The sequence below is a fragment of the Spirosoma fluminis genome (genome assembly GCF_054778895.1).
In genome coordinates, this window is record NZ_BAAGZD010000004.1 from 71,732 (window position 1) to 88,535 (window position 16,804).

Annotated in this window: 13 protein-coding genes; 7 read left to right on the forward strand and 6 right to left on the reverse strand. The window is 52.0% G+C overall.

What is annotated here, in order from left to right:
* Positions 1–124 precede the first annotated feature (124 nt).
* Together ACYVBJ_RS05695 and ACYVBJ_RS05700 are read right to left on the reverse strand one after the other, a co-directional pair.
* The gene (locus tag ACYVBJ_RS05695) at positions 125–1,090 is read right to left on the reverse strand and encodes a YihY/virulence factor BrkB family protein (RefSeq protein WP_460981334.1); all 966 of its coding nucleotides are present in this window, start codon (positions 1,088–1,090) and stop codon (positions 125–127) included.
* An 8-nt stretch (positions 1,091–1,098) separates the two neighbouring features.
* Positions 1,099–1,233, reverse strand: a complete 135-nt coding sequence (locus ACYVBJ_RS05700) for a hypothetical protein (RefSeq protein ID WP_460981335.1) — start codon at positions 1,231–1,233, stop codon at positions 1,099–1,101.
* A gap of 181 nt (positions 1,234–1,414) precedes the next feature.
* Between ACYVBJ_RS05700 and ACYVBJ_RS05705 the strand changes: the two genes are divergently transcribed.
* From ACYVBJ_RS05705 to ACYVBJ_RS05715, 3 genes are all read left to right on the forward strand, one after another.
* On the forward strand, positions 1,415–3,559 hold the full coding sequence (locus ACYVBJ_RS05705; RefSeq protein WP_460981336.1) for a M3 family metallopeptidase: 2,145 nt from the start codon (positions 1,415–1,417) through the stop codon (positions 3,557–3,559).
* Positions 3,560–3,768: 209 nt separating this feature from the next.
* A complete protein-coding gene (locus tag ACYVBJ_RS05710; protein ID WP_460981337.1) occupies positions 3,769–4,095 on the forward strand; it encodes a sensor histidine kinase in 327 nt (108 codons plus the stop codon).
* 126 nt (positions 4,096–4,221) lie between these two features.
* Positions 4,222–5,073: an endonuclease/exonuclease/phosphatase family protein gene (locus tag ACYVBJ_RS05715; protein WP_460981338.1), complete on the forward strand. Its 852-nt coding sequence runs from the start codon at positions 4,222–4,224 to the stop codon at positions 5,071–5,073.
* A gap of 91 nt (positions 5,074–5,164) precedes the next feature.
* Here ACYVBJ_RS05715 and ACYVBJ_RS05720 read toward each other — a convergent pair whose 3' ends face one another.
* Entirely contained in the window at positions 5,165–6,388 is a 1,224-nt protein-coding gene (locus ACYVBJ_RS05720) for a heparan-alpha-glucosaminide N-acetyltransferase domain-containing protein (protein ID WP_460981339.1), read from the reverse strand.
* 262 nt (positions 6,389–6,650) lie between these two features.
* Here ACYVBJ_RS05720 and ACYVBJ_RS05725 point away from each other — a divergent pair, with 262 nt between their 5' ends.
* Complete coding sequence (locus ACYVBJ_RS05725) at positions 6,651–7,367, forward strand: SDR family oxidoreductase (RefSeq protein ID WP_460981340.1); 717 nt, start codon at positions 6,651–6,653, stop codon at positions 7,365–7,367.
* Positions 7,368–7,499: 132 nt separating this feature from the next.
* Here ACYVBJ_RS05725 and ACYVBJ_RS05730 read toward each other — a convergent pair whose 3' ends face one another.
* Positions 7,500–9,134, reverse strand: coding sequence for a Na+/H+ antiporter (locus ACYVBJ_RS05730; protein WP_460981341.1), 1,635 nt, complete (start codon positions 9,132–9,134; stop codon positions 7,500–7,502).
* A 206-nt stretch (positions 9,135–9,340) separates the two neighbouring features.
* On the opposite strand from ACYVBJ_RS05730, the gene ACYVBJ_RS05735 reads away from it, so the two are divergent.
* The 3 genes from ACYVBJ_RS05735 (at position 9,341) to ACYVBJ_RS05745 (ending at position 14,701) form a co-directional block, all read left to right on the forward strand.
* Positions 9,341–10,588, forward strand: a complete 1,248-nt coding sequence (locus tag ACYVBJ_RS05735) for a DUF819 family protein (protein ID WP_460981342.1) — start codon at positions 9,341–9,343, stop codon at positions 10,586–10,588.
* A gap of 338 nt (positions 10,589–10,926) precedes the next feature.
* A complete protein-coding gene (locus ACYVBJ_RS05740; RefSeq protein WP_460981343.1) occupies positions 10,927–14,046 on the forward strand; it encodes a ligand-binding sensor domain-containing protein in 3,120 nt (1,039 codons plus the stop codon).
* Positions 14,047–14,056: 10 nt separating this feature from the next.
* Positions 14,057–14,701 (forward strand): response regulator, encoded by a 645-nt coding sequence (locus tag ACYVBJ_RS05745; RefSeq protein ID WP_460981344.1) that lies wholly within the window; start codon positions 14,057–14,059, stop codon positions 14,699–14,701.
* 101 nt (positions 14,702–14,802) lie between these two features.
* On the opposite strand, the gene ACYVBJ_RS05750 is transcribed toward ACYVBJ_RS05745, so the two are convergent.
* On the reverse strand, positions 14,803–15,285 hold the full coding sequence (locus ACYVBJ_RS05750) for an ankyrin repeat domain-containing protein (protein WP_460981345.1): 483 nt from the start codon (positions 15,283–15,285) through the stop codon (positions 14,803–14,805).
* Positions 15,286–15,409: 124 nt separating this feature from the next.
* Positions 15,410–16,744: a GntP family permease gene (locus tag ACYVBJ_RS05755; protein WP_460981346.1), complete on the reverse strand. Its 1,335-nt coding sequence runs from the start codon at positions 16,742–16,744 to the stop codon at positions 15,410–15,412.
* Positions 16,745–16,804: the final 60 nt, after the last annotated feature.

Sequence of the window (16,804 nt, forward strand, 5' to 3'; positions counted from 1 at the left end):
AGCCTTCCCGAAAATAGTGCGTGAATATAACCCGCCGAGGAGGGTGGTTGCAAATTATTGGCAGAATGCTGGTTCAGAAGAGCTGGTATCCGACCGACAAACGGCCGGTACCAGTCGATGCCAGTTACTGACGGCTTTGCTCTACTTTCTGCTGGGTTGGAATAGCACCTACTTCACGTTCCCGCTCGGTTTGCTCCACGTAAACGGCGTACGAAGCAGGCTCGATCTTGACGCCGAAATGGTTGGCATAAGCCAGGGTAAACTCCGCACCGAAGTACAAAATGGCAGCTGTGTAATAAATCCAGGTCAGGATAACGATCAGCGAACCGGCCGCGCCGTAGGTGGAACTGGTACTGGTCGTTTCGATATATAGACCGATGAGGTAACGCCCCAGCATAAAGAGCAGAGCCGTAAACAGGGCACCCCAGCGGACGTCTTTCCAGGCAATTTTGGCGTCGGGCAGCACTTTGAAAATCGTACCGAACAGGATAGCCACAATCACGGTGCTGATGATGAAGTTGATTCCGCTGATCAATATAACGCCTAAGCCCGGGATGTAGCGGGTCAATACGTCGCTGAGCGCCAGTATGATGCCATTAATAATCAGCGATACCAGCAAGAGAAAGCCCAGACTGATAATCAATGATGAGGAGAGAAGCCGATCTTTCAGGATTTTGAGCCATCCCCGCTTGGGTTTGGCTTTCACGCGCCAGATCATATTTACCGAGTCCTGAATCTCCACAAACAGGCTGGTCGCACCCAGCAGCAGCGTTGCAATACCAATGACCAGGGCCGTGTTTGTCTGGCCCGATAGCTCTACGTTCTTGATCATATCCTGAATCTGCTTAGCCGCTTCGTTGCCTACCAGACCGTTAATCTGCGAAAAGATTTGCCCCTGAATGGCTTCCTGGCCCAGAAAAATGCTGATCAGCGATATAACCAGCACCAGTAAGGGAGCCAGTGAAAAAACTGTATAGTAGGCCAGAGCCGCACTCAATTTCAGGCATCGGTCGTCCATAAAGCCGTTGAAGGCATCTTTAAGAACTACCCAGGCATTGGTGAAAAAATGGTTGATCTTATCAGTTGTCATAATCGTCTTTATGTTGAATACGTAAACGGCGTCGGCCGGTCGACGAATGGACGAACAGATCTTGTAATCTGAGCTAATTTAGGTAGGTTCCACTCCGGCTCATCGGCCAGCGGCACGGGTTTTGCCCGTTGGTGACGCGCCATTGTCGATACAGGTTAACTCGCCAGACTATGTATTGCCTTTGAGTTTATCTAAATCTTAGCGAAAGGGATTTCAACTGGCGCTGGCAGCGATTGGGTGCTGGCTGAATCGGGTGCAATCCATGGCGGGTCAAATCTTTAAAATCGGTATCTTTGAGACTTATTCTTCAACCAACTACGTTCAATGAAAACCACGCTGGTTCTTTTATTCGTTGCTTTGTTTATGACTGCATTCGTGCCGGTGGCCGAGCCGCCAACCTCGGATAATCCGTTTTTTAGTTCGTACAATACGCCGTTCGGTGTGCCTGATTTTGACAAGATCAGGCCGGAGCATTTCGAACCCGCCATTGAGGAAGGTATGAAACAACAGGCGGCCGAAATTTCGGCTATCACCCAGCAGACGCAGGCACCTACCTTTGCCAACACCATCGAAGCGCTGGAAGCGAGTGGCGATCTGCTGCGCCGGGTAAATACGGTCCTGTCGAACCTGAACGGGGCCAATACCAACGACGCGCTTCAGAAAATCGCGCAGACCGTAGCGCCCAAGCTGGCCAGACACAGCGACGACATTTCGCTGAATCCGGTTCTGTTCCAGCGCGTGAAAGCCGTGTACGGGCAGCGTACCAAACTTAAACTGAGTGGCGATCAGCAGCGGCTGCTCGAAAAAACCTTTAAAAACTTCGTCCGGAACGGGGCCGCCCTCCCGGCTGACAAACAGGATCGGCTGCGGAAAATCAACGGCGAACTGTCGGTGCTTACGCTTAAGTTTGGCCAGAACCTGCTGGCCGAGAACAACGCCTATACGCTGGTCATCGATAAGCCGGAAGATTTGAGCGGTTTGCCTGCTTCGTTAATGGCTACGGCAGCTGATGAAGCCAAGAAACGCAATCTGGCCGACGGTGCGACGGTTAAGAAGTGGGTCTTTACGCTCCAGAACCCAAGTATTATGCCGTTCCTGCAATACGCCGATAACCGGTCGCTGCGGGAAAAGATTTTCAAGGCGTATCTCGAACGGGGTAACCACAACGACGCGCGCGATAACAAAGAGATCATGGCGAAAATGGTTGCCTTACGGGCCGAAAAAGCGCAGTTGCTGGGCTACGAAAACCACGCAGCTTACGTCTTGGAAGAAAGCATGGCCCAGACCCCGGCCAAGGTGAGCGAACTGCTGAATCAGCTCTGGTCAGCTACCGTACCCGTAACGAAGCAGGAAGCGGTTGAACTACAAGCTATTATGGACAAAGACCCGGCCGCCGGGAAAGGAGAGAAGCTGGCCAGCTGGGATTGGCGCTACTATGCCGAAAAGCTGCGCAAAGAGAAATTCGCTCTGGATGAGCAGGAACTGAAACCTTATTTCTCGCTGGAGAACGTACGGGAAGGCATTTTTACCCTCTGCAATAAACTATATGGCCTGCGCTTTGAACGGCGCACCGACGTACCGGTTTACCACGAAGAAGCCACGGTATATGAAGTGAAAGAAGCCGATGGTCGGCATGTGGGTATTATGTACATGGATTTTCACCCACGGGCCAGCAAACGCGGTGGTGCCTGGATGACCAGCTACCGGCGGCAGGAGGTCGAGAACGGCAAGAACATCACGCCGGTCGTGTCCATTGTCTGCAACTTCTCCCGGCCGTCGGGTGGAGCACCGGCGTTGCTCACGCTCGATGAAACCAGTACGTTCTTCCACGAGTTTGGCCACGCCCTGCACGGTCTACTTTCCAACGTGAAATACGGCAGCCAGTCGGGTACGTCGGTGCCCCGCGATTTTGTGGAACTACCCTCGCAGATCATGGAGAACTGGGCCGTTGAACCCGAAATGCTACGTCTGTTTGCCAAGCATTACCAGACCGGAGCGGTAATTCCGGACGCCTTGATCGACAAAATCAAAAAGAGCAGCCTGTTCAATCAGGGATTTGCGACAACCGAGTACCTGGCGGCTTCGCTGCTTGACATGGCGTATCACACGCTGAAACCCGGCCAGACGCCGACCGATGTGCTGGCGTTTGAGAAGCAGGCGATGGATAAAATCGGGTTGATCGACCAGATTCCACCGCGTTACCGGAGTACGTATTTTCAGCACGTATTTGCGGGCGGCTACTCGGCGGGTTACTACAGCTACATCTGGTCGGCGGTATTGGATGCCGATGCCTTTGAAGTGTTTAAGCAAAAAGGCTTGTTTGATGCCAAATCGGCCCAGTCGTTCCGCAAGAGTGTGCTCGAAAAGGGTGGTACCGATGAGCCCATGAAGCTGTACCGGAATTTCCGCGGTGCTGAACCCGACATCAAGCCCCTGCTGCGCCGGAGAGGCCTGTTGAAAGACGTATAAATATCGCTATCCATGTAAAACCACTCACTTGTCAGGCTTCTTCAGGTTGACAGGTGAGGGGTTTACTGTTGAACGTTCGTTCATCAAACTATACCGTACGGGCACTCAAAAACGTATGAACCGATAGCGTAGTTCTTAGCGAAAATTACCAACTTTGAGGTTGGTTTTGGATAAGGCGTCTTTCGGTAAAAGGTCCGTTACGTTACCGTATGAACGTTGTGAACCCGAGTCAAACGCGCTTATTACTACGTTACTCAGTCTGTCAACGAATTGACGCCGTTGGCCTGCCGGCTGCGGGGCAGCAGCTGTCGTTTCACGAGGTAGTGATCGTGGACAACGGCATTTGCTTCGACCAGAGCGATGTTGATCGAGTCTTCCGGATGTTCCAGCGGCTGCACAGTCGCTCCAGCTACAGTGGTACGGGTATGGGGGTGGCAATCTGTAAGAAAATTGTTGAAAACCATCAGGGGTACATCACCGCGCAGAGCCAGCCTGGTCAGGGGGCGAGATTTGCGGTCTTCCTGCCAATCAACTAACGTCTTGATTCCGGCTAGTTGTCGACCTCATTCAGCGGGTAGAACAGAACTCGCCTGAGAAAGTCCGGTAAGTAATTCGGACGTAGCCTGGCCTTTATTTAAGGCTACATACCTCCTAATGATCCCATGCTTACCAAGCAAATCTCGTTATTTCTCCTGCTTTTCAGTGCATTAATGGTTCAACAGGCGTTTGCCCAGAAAACCGCGCCTATCAACATCGCCACCTATAATTTACGGTACAATACACCGAACGATGGCGTGAACGCCTGGCCGAATCGGAAAGAAAACGTAAAGAGTCTGATCCGCTACCACGAGTTCGACATCTTCGGAACGCAGGAAGGCTTGATCGGTCAACTGAACGATTTGAGCGAGATGACCGAATTTGCCCGCACCGGAAAAGGCCGCGACGATGGCAAAGAAGCAGGTGAACACTCGGCCATTTTTTATAAAAAAGATCGCTTTACCGAACTGCAGTCGGGTGATTTCTGGCTCAGCGAAACCCCCGACAAACCCGGTAAAGGGTGGGATGCTACGTGCTGCAACCGCATCTGTTCGTGGGCTAAGTTTAAAGACCGGACGACGAATAAGGAATTTTACTTCTTCAGCGTGCATTTCGACCACCAGGGCGTTGAAGCGCGTCGGCAGTCGGGAAAGCTGATGGTGCAGAAGATCAAAGAGATCGCTAAAAATGCGCCGGTGATTTGCGTAGGCGATCTGAATTCTACCCCGGAAACCGAGCAGGTTCAGACGATGCAGACCATTCTCAACGATGCCTATAAAGTTACCGCCATGCCGCCATACGGACCCGTGGGTACGTTCAATAGTTTCAAGTTTGACGCCCCCATGAACAATCGAATCGACTACATCTTCGTGAGCAAAGGCATCGACGTCCTGAAATACGCAGCCCTGACCGACTCAAAAGAACAACGCTATCCATCTGACCATCAGCCGGTTGTGGTGAAGGCGGTAATCAGGTAATGTTGTTTTCTGACGTAGTGATTGCTGGCGCGATTGAGACGCAAAAGGTTACGCCTTCTCGCGTCAGCAATTTTTTCTTCGGGCCGTTACGTTAAATCTTCAGTCTGATTCGCAGCTTGCCCAGAACGGCCGTTATGCCAATAACCAGCAAGGCAAACAGGAGCGACTTAAGCAGGCCCACAACCCCAACCGTCAGCGATTGCGGGAGTGAAACGCCTGATAAATCAGCAATGCTGTAATAGACATACGGAATCAGGTAACAGGTGAGTGTGCTGGTACCAGCCGGTCTGATGAGGCTGAACCAGTTCGCTTTATCTTTAAGGTCAACTACGTAGTACGCGATTGCGTAGACAACAAAGGCAATACCTGAGCACAGAAACACCCAGGTCGGCGTTGCCTGAATTTTAGAGATGATAAAGAAGTTTCGGGAGATCAGCCCCGCCAGGATCAGCAGGACGCCAAGACCAATATAAACCACCGGCAGTTTTTGGGTATTGTAACGAGTGAGCAGAAGCGTAGCGAGTATGCCCGCAAAGGCAAACGCGTGAAAAGCCCCATTCCCCAATATCCAGTCGCGGGGGCCGTCTGGCCAGATAGCGTGCAGCCAACCCGCATGACCCGCGATGTTGATCAGTGTAAAGAGAACCCAGGAAAGTACTAACAGAACCGGCTGTTTATATGCGAACACATAAAGCAGGGCGCAGGTCAGGTACGTCCAGCCGATGAGGCCGAGGATACCCCACCACTGGGGCGTCATCGGCCCCGTATGGTCAGGGCCAGTGCCTTTAAATTTGATGGCTAAAAACACCAGCAGTATTACCCCCGCAAGCTGTAGACCACTGAAAATCCACTTCGTCGAATCGGTACGTTTGGGATATACATTCCAGATCAGAAAGAAGCCCGTTACCATCAGAATCTGGAACCACTCACTGCTCAGTCCGGTGGCCTGTTGATTCAGATCAGGAACGTTAACGGTGAAAATGCCCATAACCAGCAGCGCCAGAGAACGTACTACAATGTGGCGTGCAATCTGAATTCGCGACTCGCCTTTGGCGATACGCTGACGAGTGGCAAAGGGAATCGACATGCCCACGATGAACAGAAAGCAGGGAAATATCGTATCCGAGAAACCCAGAAAGTCCTGATCCGCCTTGGCGTGTTCAAGCCAGGCCGGAACGCCCGATAGGGTCCACAGATCATTGACGAAGATCATCAGCAGCATGGTCAATGCCCGAAAGACATCAATGGAGAAAACGCGTCGCAGCGCCAGCTCTCCGGTGGTTTTGGTTGCGTCAAGGGTTCCTGCGCTGATCATTATAAAGCAGTTCGTTTCTAAGGTTTTTTCAAACAGGTGTACAGACTGATTGCGGGTCTGGCTGCCCAGGTTAACGCTTACAGCTCGATACGTTTAAAAGCGCAATCACCGCACAGGTCTACTCCTGGTTACAGCCTGTACAGGTATAAACAAAGGGTCTACGGGGCTCGTCGGGCCAGTCTCTTCAAACTTTCAGTAGTCTCGCCGTGTTATCGCCGAAGTCTTCAACAGACATTAATGTATCAATTCAGTTATTGTACGTATGGCAGATCACATCAGAACGGCGCTGATTACAGGCGGCTCAAAAGGTATCGGTTACGGCATTGCCGAAGTGCTCATCAAGCAAGGGGTTAACGTGGCGGTTACCAGCCGCTCGTCGGTGGCGGCCGAATTAGCCGCAGTCAAACTTAACGGGATAAATGCAGATCATGCCCTGGGCCTCGCAGCCGATGTGCGCGATCTGGCGTCGCAGCAGCGGGTTGTCGACGCTATCCTGCAGAAGTGGGGGCGGCTCGACTACGTCATTGCCAACGCGGGGGTTGGGCATTTTGCCCCCATTCAGGACATGACACCCGAGCAGTGGCACGAAACCATCGACATCAACCTGACGGGGGTGTTCAATACGGCCAAAGCTACCCTGGATGCGTTGAAGCAGACCCAGGGGTACTTCATCACGATCGCTAGTCTGGCCGGCACAAATTTCTTCGAGAAAGGCTCGGCCTATAACGCCAGTAAGTTCGGTCTGGTTGGCTTTACACAAGCCATTATGCTTGATTTACGGAGTGAAGGCATTAAAGTGTCGACAATCATGCCCGGTTCAGTTGCTACCGAGTTTGCGGATAATCAGCCGAGCGAGAAAGACGCCTGGAAGATTCAGCCGCAGGACATCGGCGAGATGGTGTACGACCTGCTTAAAATGAACCCCCGGACGCTGCCCAGCAAAATCGAAGTGCGCCCAACGCGACCGGGTGGTAGATAGGATAGGGGTACGGTTAGTTTCTTTGCCAGGGGCCGCGTCATCGCGGCCCTTTTTCGTATTCGCATATTGTGAAGATTTGCTGATGCTTACTGGCTATCTCTTAGCAGTAGGTGCGCTAGCATGACCTGTGTTTTACTCGCGGGCGATGAGCTGCAACGCGTCGAGCCGGGCTTTTTCCAGGTCAAGGCTCTGCTCCGCAGCCCGCAGCGCTTCGTCGCTGAACTCGCCTTCGCGGTACATTTTTACGATCAATTGCTGCTGAAAATTGCTGATGGCCAGTTGAGCGGCCAGGAGCTGGCTAAGCGGAAACGTACTCTCTTCGGCGGTTGGCTTTATAGCCGGGGTAGCCTCCAGTGCCCGCGTTAATTCGGTGACCACTACCTCATAACGCCGGATAAGCATGCGGTGCAGATTAGGCGTCATCCGGATGGGAAAATCCTGCTCAATAAAGCAAAGGACCTGATTGGCGAGCGTCAGCTGAAGTTCGCGTTCTTCCTGCTGCGGATTTTCCTGGGGCTGTACACCCAGCAACCGTACCAGAAGGGGTAAGCTTAACCCTTGTAAGACCAACGTCACGAAAATAACGCTGAACGCCAGAAACAGAATCAACGGCCGGTTCGGAAAGACTCCCCCCTGCGGCAAAGTTAGGGGAAGAGCCAGTGCGGTAGCCAGCGATACGACCCCGCGCGTGCCAGTCCAGGCAACAATCAGCACATTCTTCCAATTGACCTCTTCATCAGGTTCTCCCCGGGCAACGTCTTTCGGCTTGGTCGCTGGTCGTAGCAGCGAGGGGTAATATGCACTCAGGAATACCCATAAAATACGAACAATAATGGTAACGGCACTGATCGCGAGGCTGTAGTAGACTAGCTGCCACGTAGTATATGCGTGTAGATCGGCTACGATACTCGGCAGCTGTAAACCAATCAGGATGAACACCAGGCCATTCATGATAAAAATTAATGTATCCCATACCGCTCGGGTATGAATGCGGGACTGGTACGACAGCACCTCCGGGGTCTTCCGCGTAATGACCAGTCCCGTGCTGACCACCGCCAGTACGCCGGACGTGTGCACGTGTTCGGCGGTTAAGTACGCCACGAAGGGGGCCAGAAACGTCAGGCTGGTTTCAACCAACGTATCGTCGATCCGACGGAAGATGGCCACAAAGAGTAAACCCGTAACGATACCGATGACCAGGCCTCCCCCGGCGACAAGCAAAAATTGCAGTCCGGCTTTCCAGAGTACAAAGCTGCCCGTCGTTACGGCGGCTACGGCATACCGATAAGCGATCAGGGCCGACGCATCGTTGAGCAGACTTTCGCCCTCTAGTATGGCAATGACGCGTTTATTGAGCCCTAAACCTTTGATGATACTGGTGGCGGCAACCGCATCGGGTGGCGAAACAATGGCCCCGAGCACAAACGCCAGTGGCCAGCTAAAGCCCGGAACCAGATAATGAGCCACAATAGCCACCGCCGTTGCTGTAAAAAAGACCAGCGTAACGGCCAGGGTGCTGATGGTTCGGATCGACGTAGTAAACTCCTGCCACGACGTTTTGGCGGCTGCATCATACAGGAGTGGGGGCAAAAAGAGCAGAAAAACAATATCAGGCTCCAGCGCCAGGTTGGGCAGAAACGGAACAAACCCAATGACTAGGCCCGCTCCTACTAAAAGAATTGGATAGGGCAGCTTAATTTTATCGGCTACGGCAGAGAGACCAATTAAAATAGCCAGAATAAAAATGATGGTTTCAAGATTTGCCATACACAGACGTAACAAGGGAACCGGATGAACCTTAACGAATATCCCCGTACTAATAACGGCCTGGTAAGCCTGCTGTTCGGCGGGAACCGTACAAAACTCAATCGATTTAGTTTAGCTTGCCTCACAATGGCGCGGGCGCTTTGCGGAAATTAAGCCGTTACCTGCCGGTTGCTCTTAACGTATCGTCACCTTTACCGTCCCGACCCGTGGAACCACTGATTACGCACGACGCCATTATTCTGGGCATTTTACTGGTTTTGCTGGCGCTCATTTTCCAGACGGCTAAATCGCCGAATCCGTTCTGGCAGAAGTTTTATACCGTAGTGCCGGCTCTGCTTTTGTGCTACATCTTCCCGGCGTTGATGAACAGCCTCAACATCGTGTCGGGCGAAGACTCGAAGCTGTATACCGTTGCGTCGCAGTATCTGCTGCCAGCCGCACTGGTCATGCTCACCTCTACCGCCGATCTGCGTTCCATCTGGAAGCTCGGTTCCAAAGCGCTGCTTGTCTTTCTGGCCGGCACATTCGGAGTTATTATCGGCGGACCGATTGCCCTCTGGGTGGTGGAGCAATGTTCCGATAGTTTCCACCAGCAGGCTATTGAGCAGCAGTACTGGAAAGGGCTGGTTACGTTGTCGGGCAGCTGGATCGGCGGCAGCAGCAGCCAGTTAGTCCTGAAAGAGATCTACGGCAGCAGCGAATCCTTGTTCACGATCGTGCTGGTGATCGATGCCGTTGTTGCCAACACCTGGACGGCCTGTCTGATTTACGGCGCTGCGTTTACAACCCGCATTGATTCGTTCCTGAAAGCCGACACATCCAGTATTGAAGACGTAAAGAAGCGCGTGAAAGCGTACCATCAGCAGACCGATAAACCCGCTACGATAAGCGATATCACGAGCATACTGGCGTTAGGGTTTGGCGGGGCCGCTGTGGCGCATGCTGCGGCCGCTGGTATCGTATCCGTGCTGATGCGCTACCAGTCGGTTCTGGAGGCTAACGGGCTGCAACCCTTTCTGTCCAACTTCTTATGGATCGTACTCGTATCGACGACCTTAGGCATCCTGCTCTCGTTTACCCGGGTTCGGAACTTCGAAAAATTAGGCACCACCGACTTCGCTACCTTGTTCATCTACTTCCTGATTATGACCATCGGCATGCGGCTGGACGTAACGGCACTTAGCGGCAACATCGGTCTGCTGTTTGTGGCCATCATCTGGATGTTCATTCATATATTGGTGATGTTCATAGCCGCCCGAGTCATGCGGGCTCCCTACTTTTTCGTGGCCGTAGGTAGCCAGGCCAACATTGGCGGTGTGGCAACGGCTCCGGCCGTAGCGAGCGTTTTTCACCCGTCACTGGCACCCGTAGGCGTACTGCTGGCGGTGCTCAGCCACGTATTGGGAACCTACGGCGGTATCGCCTGCGGCTGGCTGATGCAGTTTGTACAATAACCAATTGCCAGCAGACAGGCTAGAGTAAGCCATTTAAAACTGCCTGATCGTTTCGGTTGTGCCCAACCCTTGTCACTCCAGTTCAACCGCGGCCCTGGCTCACGAGAGAATCAAATTCCTTGAGGTATTAAAAGCCGGAGCTGCGATCGACTGAGGAGATTCAGGTAAATGCCAACTTAACGAGAAGATCGTCAGTCTACTTAAGAAGTAAGATGGTGTGGATAGAATGGAAATTAATGTAAATTTCTGACCCTTAGCGCGGATAGGCTATACCCCTTTAGGGGTATTTTCTAAAAAATATCCAGCCTCTATCTTCATACTGATTATGCAACTTTCTCATGAATCGCACGTGGTTTATTGCACTGTGGTTAGTTCTTGATTTATATCTGTCGAGCAACGCCCAGATCGGTCATCTTCGGTTCGAACATCTTACCGCTAACCAAGGCCTTTCTAACCATGTCGTCTATGATATGCTTCAAGACCGCCAGGGGTATTTGTGGTTTGCTACGGAAAATGGTCTGAATAAGTATGATGGCTATACCATTACTACTTATCACAAAACGCCTGGTGATACCACGTCATTGGCTGGCAATTCAATACCTAAATTGTTCGAAGATAAAGACGGGACGCTCTGGATTGGCATGATGGGACAGGGGCTCTGTAAATTTGACCGACGTACCGAAAAATTTAGTTGCTACACGCCTAACCCGCTTACTCTTAATCAGGGTAGTATTCGTGCCATCGCCGAAGGCCAGGACGGATATCTGTGGGTATCGAACGGCCGGGCCGAATTGCGAAGATTTGATAAAAAAACTGGTGAGTACTCGCGCCTTAACTACGCAACTCTGTTCGCTTCCCGGTCGGCAAACGGTACGTCCGAAACTCCAGTCGTCAATGCCCTTTATGGGGATCGGACGGGTACTATATGGGTATGCAGTGAAAAGGGGTTACACCGAATGGTTAGTCGATCGACAGGTGAAGGCAAGCCCCCTCGGATCAGCTTTACGACGTATCGCCATAGGCCAATGGAGGCCAGTAGCCTGAGTCATGATCAAGTGTGGGAAGTGTTGGAAGATCATGCCGGAATGCTTTGGGTAAGCACAGACGGTGGGCTGAATCGCTTCGATCCCAAAGCAGAAACCTTTGCCTTATACCGCTGCGAAAGCTCCTCGCTAACGATCGGTACGGCCTTTAATCAGCACTTCCGATACCTGACCGAAGATCAGCAGGGCAATTTATGGATGGGGACTGCCCACGAAGGTCTATTTCGGCTCGATCCTGAACGGAAGCAATTCCTCCAACTGCTGCATAAGCCAAATGACCCTGCCGGATTGAGCAGTAACCATATATGGTCGTTACTGGTTGATCGGTCTGGCATATTGTGGGTAAGTTCGTTCGGGGAGGGTGTCGATAAGGCGAATCTCAATCAGCAACCGTTTCAACACTACCAGTCTTTACCCTTCCAGCCACGGAGCTTAAGCTACAAGTTCGTTAATGCTATACTGGAAGATCGGTCGGGAACCCTCTGGGTTGGCACAGGCAATGGCCTGAACCAAATGAATAAACAAACCGGTGAGTTTACTCACTACAAGCCCGACCCTACTACGTCTAAAAGCCTCCCGAATCCTAACGTAGAGTCTATGCTCGAAGACCGGGATGGAAATTTGTGGATAGGTAATGGGGGAGAGCTTGTTCTTTTCGATCGGCAAAAGGGCGAATTTACGTCACTGTCGAACAACACATTGCGCTACCCCGGGCTCAACGGCAATACACAACTGTTTTTTATCTACCAGGATAGGCAGGGCTTACTGTGGCTGGGGACGCACAACGGGGTTAAGCAATTTGATGTAAAAACGGGTAAGGTTGTGCATTATGCCTATGATCCGCAGAACGCGACGGGAATTAGTGACGCCTGGGCTTTGTCAATACTGGAAGACAGGCGGGGAAACCTGTGGATTGGTACGGGAAGTGTTGCTTTGAACCGTCTGGACCGACGTACCGGACGATTTACGCAGTATCGCCCTGACCGACATAAACCCGGCAGTATTACCTCGGATGGTGTTCCGTCCATCTTTCAGGATACGAAAGGTAACCTGTGGTTTGGTACGCTCGGGGGGGGACTGTGCCGATTTGACTACGACAAAGAAACCTTCCAGGCTTTTACGCAAGCCGACGGCTTAGCCGATAATTCTGTGTATTCCATTGAAGAAGACCACCTGGGGCAACTGTGGCTGTCCACATCTAAAGGCCTGTCCAGGTTTTCGTTTGCCAGTAAGACTTTCACTAACTACGACGCCAACGACGGTATACAAAGCAACGGATTCAGGCAAGTCCATTACAAGGGCAAAGACGGCACGCTATATTTTGGTGGCGACAATGGGTTCACGGCGTTCGACCCCAGGAAATTAACGAAAAATCGACATGTGCCATCTGTCGTAATCACGCAGATAAAGCTCTTCGATAAGTCGATGCCCGGTAAAGGCGGAGCTGGTCAAATTGATCTGAACTACGACCAGAATTCTCTTTCGTTTGAGTTTGCTGCGCTGGATTATAACAACCCATCTAAAAATAGCTATGCTTATCAGTTAGTCGGTCTGGAAAAGAACTGGGTACAGAGCGGTTCACGACGTTACGTCAGCTATACCAATCTCGATCCGGGAACGTACACATTTCGGGTTAAGGGCTCAAATAACGACGGCGTCTGGAACGAAACGGGTACAGCAATTCAGGTCATTATTTATCCGCCCTGGTGGAACACTACCTGGTTTCGGCTACTGGCAGGCGTATGTACTACGTTCTTGATTGGCGCATCGATCAGACTCTACACGCGGGCCAGACTACGTCGGCAGCGAAGTGGCATGAAGCAAGTCTTGCAGGCGCAGGAAGAAGAACGCCAGCGGCTGGCGGCCGATCTGCACGATGATTTAGGCGCGACTCTGTCCGTGATAAAAGGGCAATTGCAAACGCTGCATCGATCAGTCGAGGGTCTGGAAACGCCTATCCATTTAATGGAAAAAGCCATTGTTGATCTGCGCCACATATCTCATCATCTTATGCCTCCCGAATTCGTCAAGATCGGCCTGGCCGAAGCCATTCGGGAAGTTATCAGACGAGCCGAAATCAATTCAGATATTCACTTTCTGTTTATTCCGTTTGGCGAGGAAAGGCGGCTCGATGATGAAACCGAACTAACGATCTACCGCATTGCCATTGAACTGATCAATAATGCAATCAAACATGCCAAAGCCTGTCAGATTACAATACAATTGATTTTCTATCCCCAATATGTATCTTTATTGATTGAAGATGATGGTCGGGGATACTCGATTGAGACACAGAACGAACGGGCTGGGATCGGCTTACGTAACATCCGATCCCGAGTGGCTTATTTAGGGTCGAAATTAATAGTGGATTCCGGCGAAGGAGGCACGACCATCACTTTGGAAGTACCGTACTAATTTCTGTCCCATGCTCTCGGAGATAAAGCCGACTACTGTTCTTATTGCCGACGATCATCAATTATTTAACGAAGGACTACGCACGCTGCTGACGTTTGACGGAAGCCCATTTAACGTAATTGGGCAGGTATATACAGGATCGGAAGTGCTACCTGCTATCCATCACTGGCGACCCGATATTGTGCTGTTGGACATTAACATGCCGCAGCGTACAGGACTGGACGTAGCCCGGCAGATTGTACGTGAGTTTACCAATATCCGGGTAGTAATCATTTCGATGTACAGTTACCAGAAATTCGTTGAGGAACTGAAAGAGATCGGTGTTGCGGGTTATCTCTTGAAAAGTGCTTCGCAACAGGAGTTAATTGCCTGTCTGAATCGAATCATGAAAGGAGAGGCCTACTTTGACATACGATTGAGCGAAACTATTGATAATCTGCATCAGGAAGATGAATTTGTCAAACGGTTTAAACTATCGCCCCGAGAACTACAAATCATTAAGTTGATGAAGCAGGGATTGTCGGCCCCTGAGATTGCACAGCGGCTTTTTCTGGCCGAAGAAACCGTGAAAACCCACCGCAAGAACATCTATTACAAGCTTGACATAAACAACGTAGCGGAGCTCATCCGATTTGCCAATGAGCAAGGCTTATAGTCACCAATACATACAATGCATGACCAGCCTTCCTAACCCATGGCTTCTCTGTAGCGCTGTAAACTACGTAGGTCGATTGATGGGCAAATGAGCAGGAATCATTAAGGAAACATGGTCAAAGCTTCTTCGTTGCCTTGCTGTATGGCCAGATCTCGGGCGGTTAAGCCCCGAATGTCGCGGACAGACGCATCGGCCCCTGCGTCGAGCATGACCTTAACCAGTTGATTACGGCCGAACAGGGTGGCAAACATAAGTGCCGTGCCGCCGTTTCCGTTCTGAAGGTTGAGATCAGCCCCGCGTTCGATCAGCAGCCGGGCAATTTCGGCGTATCCTTTAAAACAAACGCCCATCAGCGCTGTATTCCCGCTGACATCCTGCACATTGACATCTGCCCCCGCATCCAGCAGCGTTTTCGTAGTTTCAAGATGACCGTCGTAGGCTGCCACAATCAAGGGCGTGAAGCCTTTGCCGTTCTGAATGTTTACGTTAATGTTGGCGTCAATGAGTTGCTGAATGTAGGCCGTATCGCCTTTGCGGGCAGCATCAAAAAATAAGTCTTCGGGCTGAGTGGAAGAAAACGACATGAACGGGTTCTGTTTGCGTAAAAAATGGTGACTACAACCATAACAACGTAACGCGGAATGTTTCTTGTCGCCAACCCAGTTTTTTACGGACGTAAGCGCTAACCTTCCGCCCCAACTCATGTCTCTAGCCGAATATGACGTACAGGAGAAGCGTCGTCGCTAAACTAACCAGCCCCTGTAGAGCCGTCAGTACCGTCAGGCTTCGATAGGCATCGGCGGGCGCAATCCCGCTGAACTGCGACACAACCCAGAAGTACGCGTCGTTACTGTGCGAGACGACCATCGCTCCGCTGCCCACCGCCATCACCACCAACGTAACGTCGAGCGGCTGCGTAAACCCTACCGCGGTCAGCAGCGGAGCCAGCATGGATGTTGTGAGCACCATCGCCGAGGTTGTGGACCCCTGAGCCGTTTTGAAGAAAGCCGAAATGCCGAACGCGAGGACCAGAAACGCTAAGCCTGACACCTGACTTTGCTGAAGCCAGCTACTGACCAGCGCCGTCAGGGGAGTTGCCTTTAGCACCGCCCCAAACGCGCCCCCGGCTCCAACCAGAACCAGCGTTGGTCCGCAGTGCGCTACCCCCTCCCGAACGCAGGTCAGGAGTTGCCCGGCCCGATTGCGCGGAAACAGCAGATACGACCAGAACACGGCTAGCAACAGGGCCACCAACGGATTGCCGAGCGTAATAAAGGCGGCCACAACGCCCGTAGTGGCATCGGGGAAAAGGGTTTTAACGATGGACGCCAGCGTAATCAGCAGAATTGGAATGGCGATGGGGCTGAAGGCGAGGCCGGTAGAAGGTTGCTCGATTTCCGGAACAGGTTTAAGGTGGGATTCCGTCTGAACGACAATGGCCGCTCCGAAACGGCGCCCGAACCACTGGCTCAGCAGGACGTTGGGCAGACTAACAACCAGGCCGATTCCGATCACCAGCCCCAGCGACCCGGCGATGCCCAGATTGCCCGCGGCCGAAACTGGGCCGGGTGTGGGCGGAACCAGGGTGTGCGTCGCAAATAAACCACCCGCCAGCGCCAGGCTAGTCGTCGCGACGGCCGTTTTTGTGCGCTCGGCCACCACCTGCGCCAGCCGGGCCAGAATAATGTAACCTGAATCGCAGAAGACCGGAATGCCAACAATGGCACCAATAACCGACATGGCCAGCGCGGGTTGTTTCTTGCCGAACACGCGTAAGATTGTATCCGCAACGGTTAGGGCCGCTCCGGACCGGTCGAGGATAGCACCGATAATGCAGCCCAGAATAACCATCAGGCCAATCTTGGTCATCAGTTCACCAAACCCTTTGCCAATCGTGTCGGCAATCTGAGCCGGAGGCATTCCGGCTGCTAACCCAACGCCAAACGCGGCCAGCAGCAGAGCTAGTAAGGGATGCAGCTTGAAAACGGTGGAGCTAACGACAATGAACAGAATGGCAATTAAGACGGTGGCGATAAGAAGCATGGCAAGAGCAGGGATTGTTCAGTAAAGGCAAACCCCGCTAAGCGCTACCTACAGGCCGGT

Coding starts and splice junctions, on each gene's coding strand:
- ACYVBJ_RS05695 (WP_460981334.1), bottom strand. CDS start 1,090: ATGACAACTGATAAGATCAACCATTTTTTCACCAATGCCTGGGTAGTT.
- ACYVBJ_RS05700 (WP_460981335.1), bottom strand. CDS start 1,233: ATGGCGCGTCACCAACGGGCAAAACCCGTGCCGCTGGCCGATGAGCCG.
- ACYVBJ_RS05705 (WP_460981336.1), top strand. CDS start 1,415: ATGAAAACCACGCTGGTTCTTTTATTCGTTGCTTTGTTTATGACTGCA.
- ACYVBJ_RS05710 (WP_460981337.1), top strand. CDS start 3,769: ATGAACGTTGTGAACCCGAGTCAAACGCGCTTATTACTACGTTACTCA.
- ACYVBJ_RS05715 (WP_460981338.1), top strand. CDS start 4,222: ATGCTTACCAAGCAAATCTCGTTATTTCTCCTGCTTTTCAGTGCATTA.
- ACYVBJ_RS05720 (WP_460981339.1), bottom strand. CDS start 6,388: ATGATCAGCGCAGGAACCCTTGACGCAACCAAAACCACCGGAGAGCTG.
- ACYVBJ_RS05725 (WP_460981340.1), top strand. CDS start 6,651: ATGGCAGATCACATCAGAACGGCGCTGATTACAGGCGGCTCAAAAGGT.
- ACYVBJ_RS05730 (WP_460981341.1), bottom strand. CDS start 9,134: ATGGCAAATCTTGAAACCATCATTTTTATTCTGGCTATTTTAATTGGT.
- ACYVBJ_RS05740 (WP_460981343.1), top strand. CDS start 10,927: ATGAATCGCACGTGGTTTATTGCACTGTGGTTAGTTCTTGATTTATAT.
- ACYVBJ_RS05745 (WP_460981344.1), top strand. CDS start 14,057: ATGCTCTCGGAGATAAAGCCGACTACTGTTCTTATTGCCGACGATCAT.
- ACYVBJ_RS05750 (WP_460981345.1), bottom strand. CDS start 15,285: ATGTCGTTTTCTTCCACTCAGCCCGAAGACTTATTTTTTGATGCTGCC.
- ACYVBJ_RS05755 (WP_460981346.1), bottom strand. CDS start 16,744: ATGCTTCTTATCGCCACCGTCTTAATTGCCATTCTGTTCATTGTCGTT.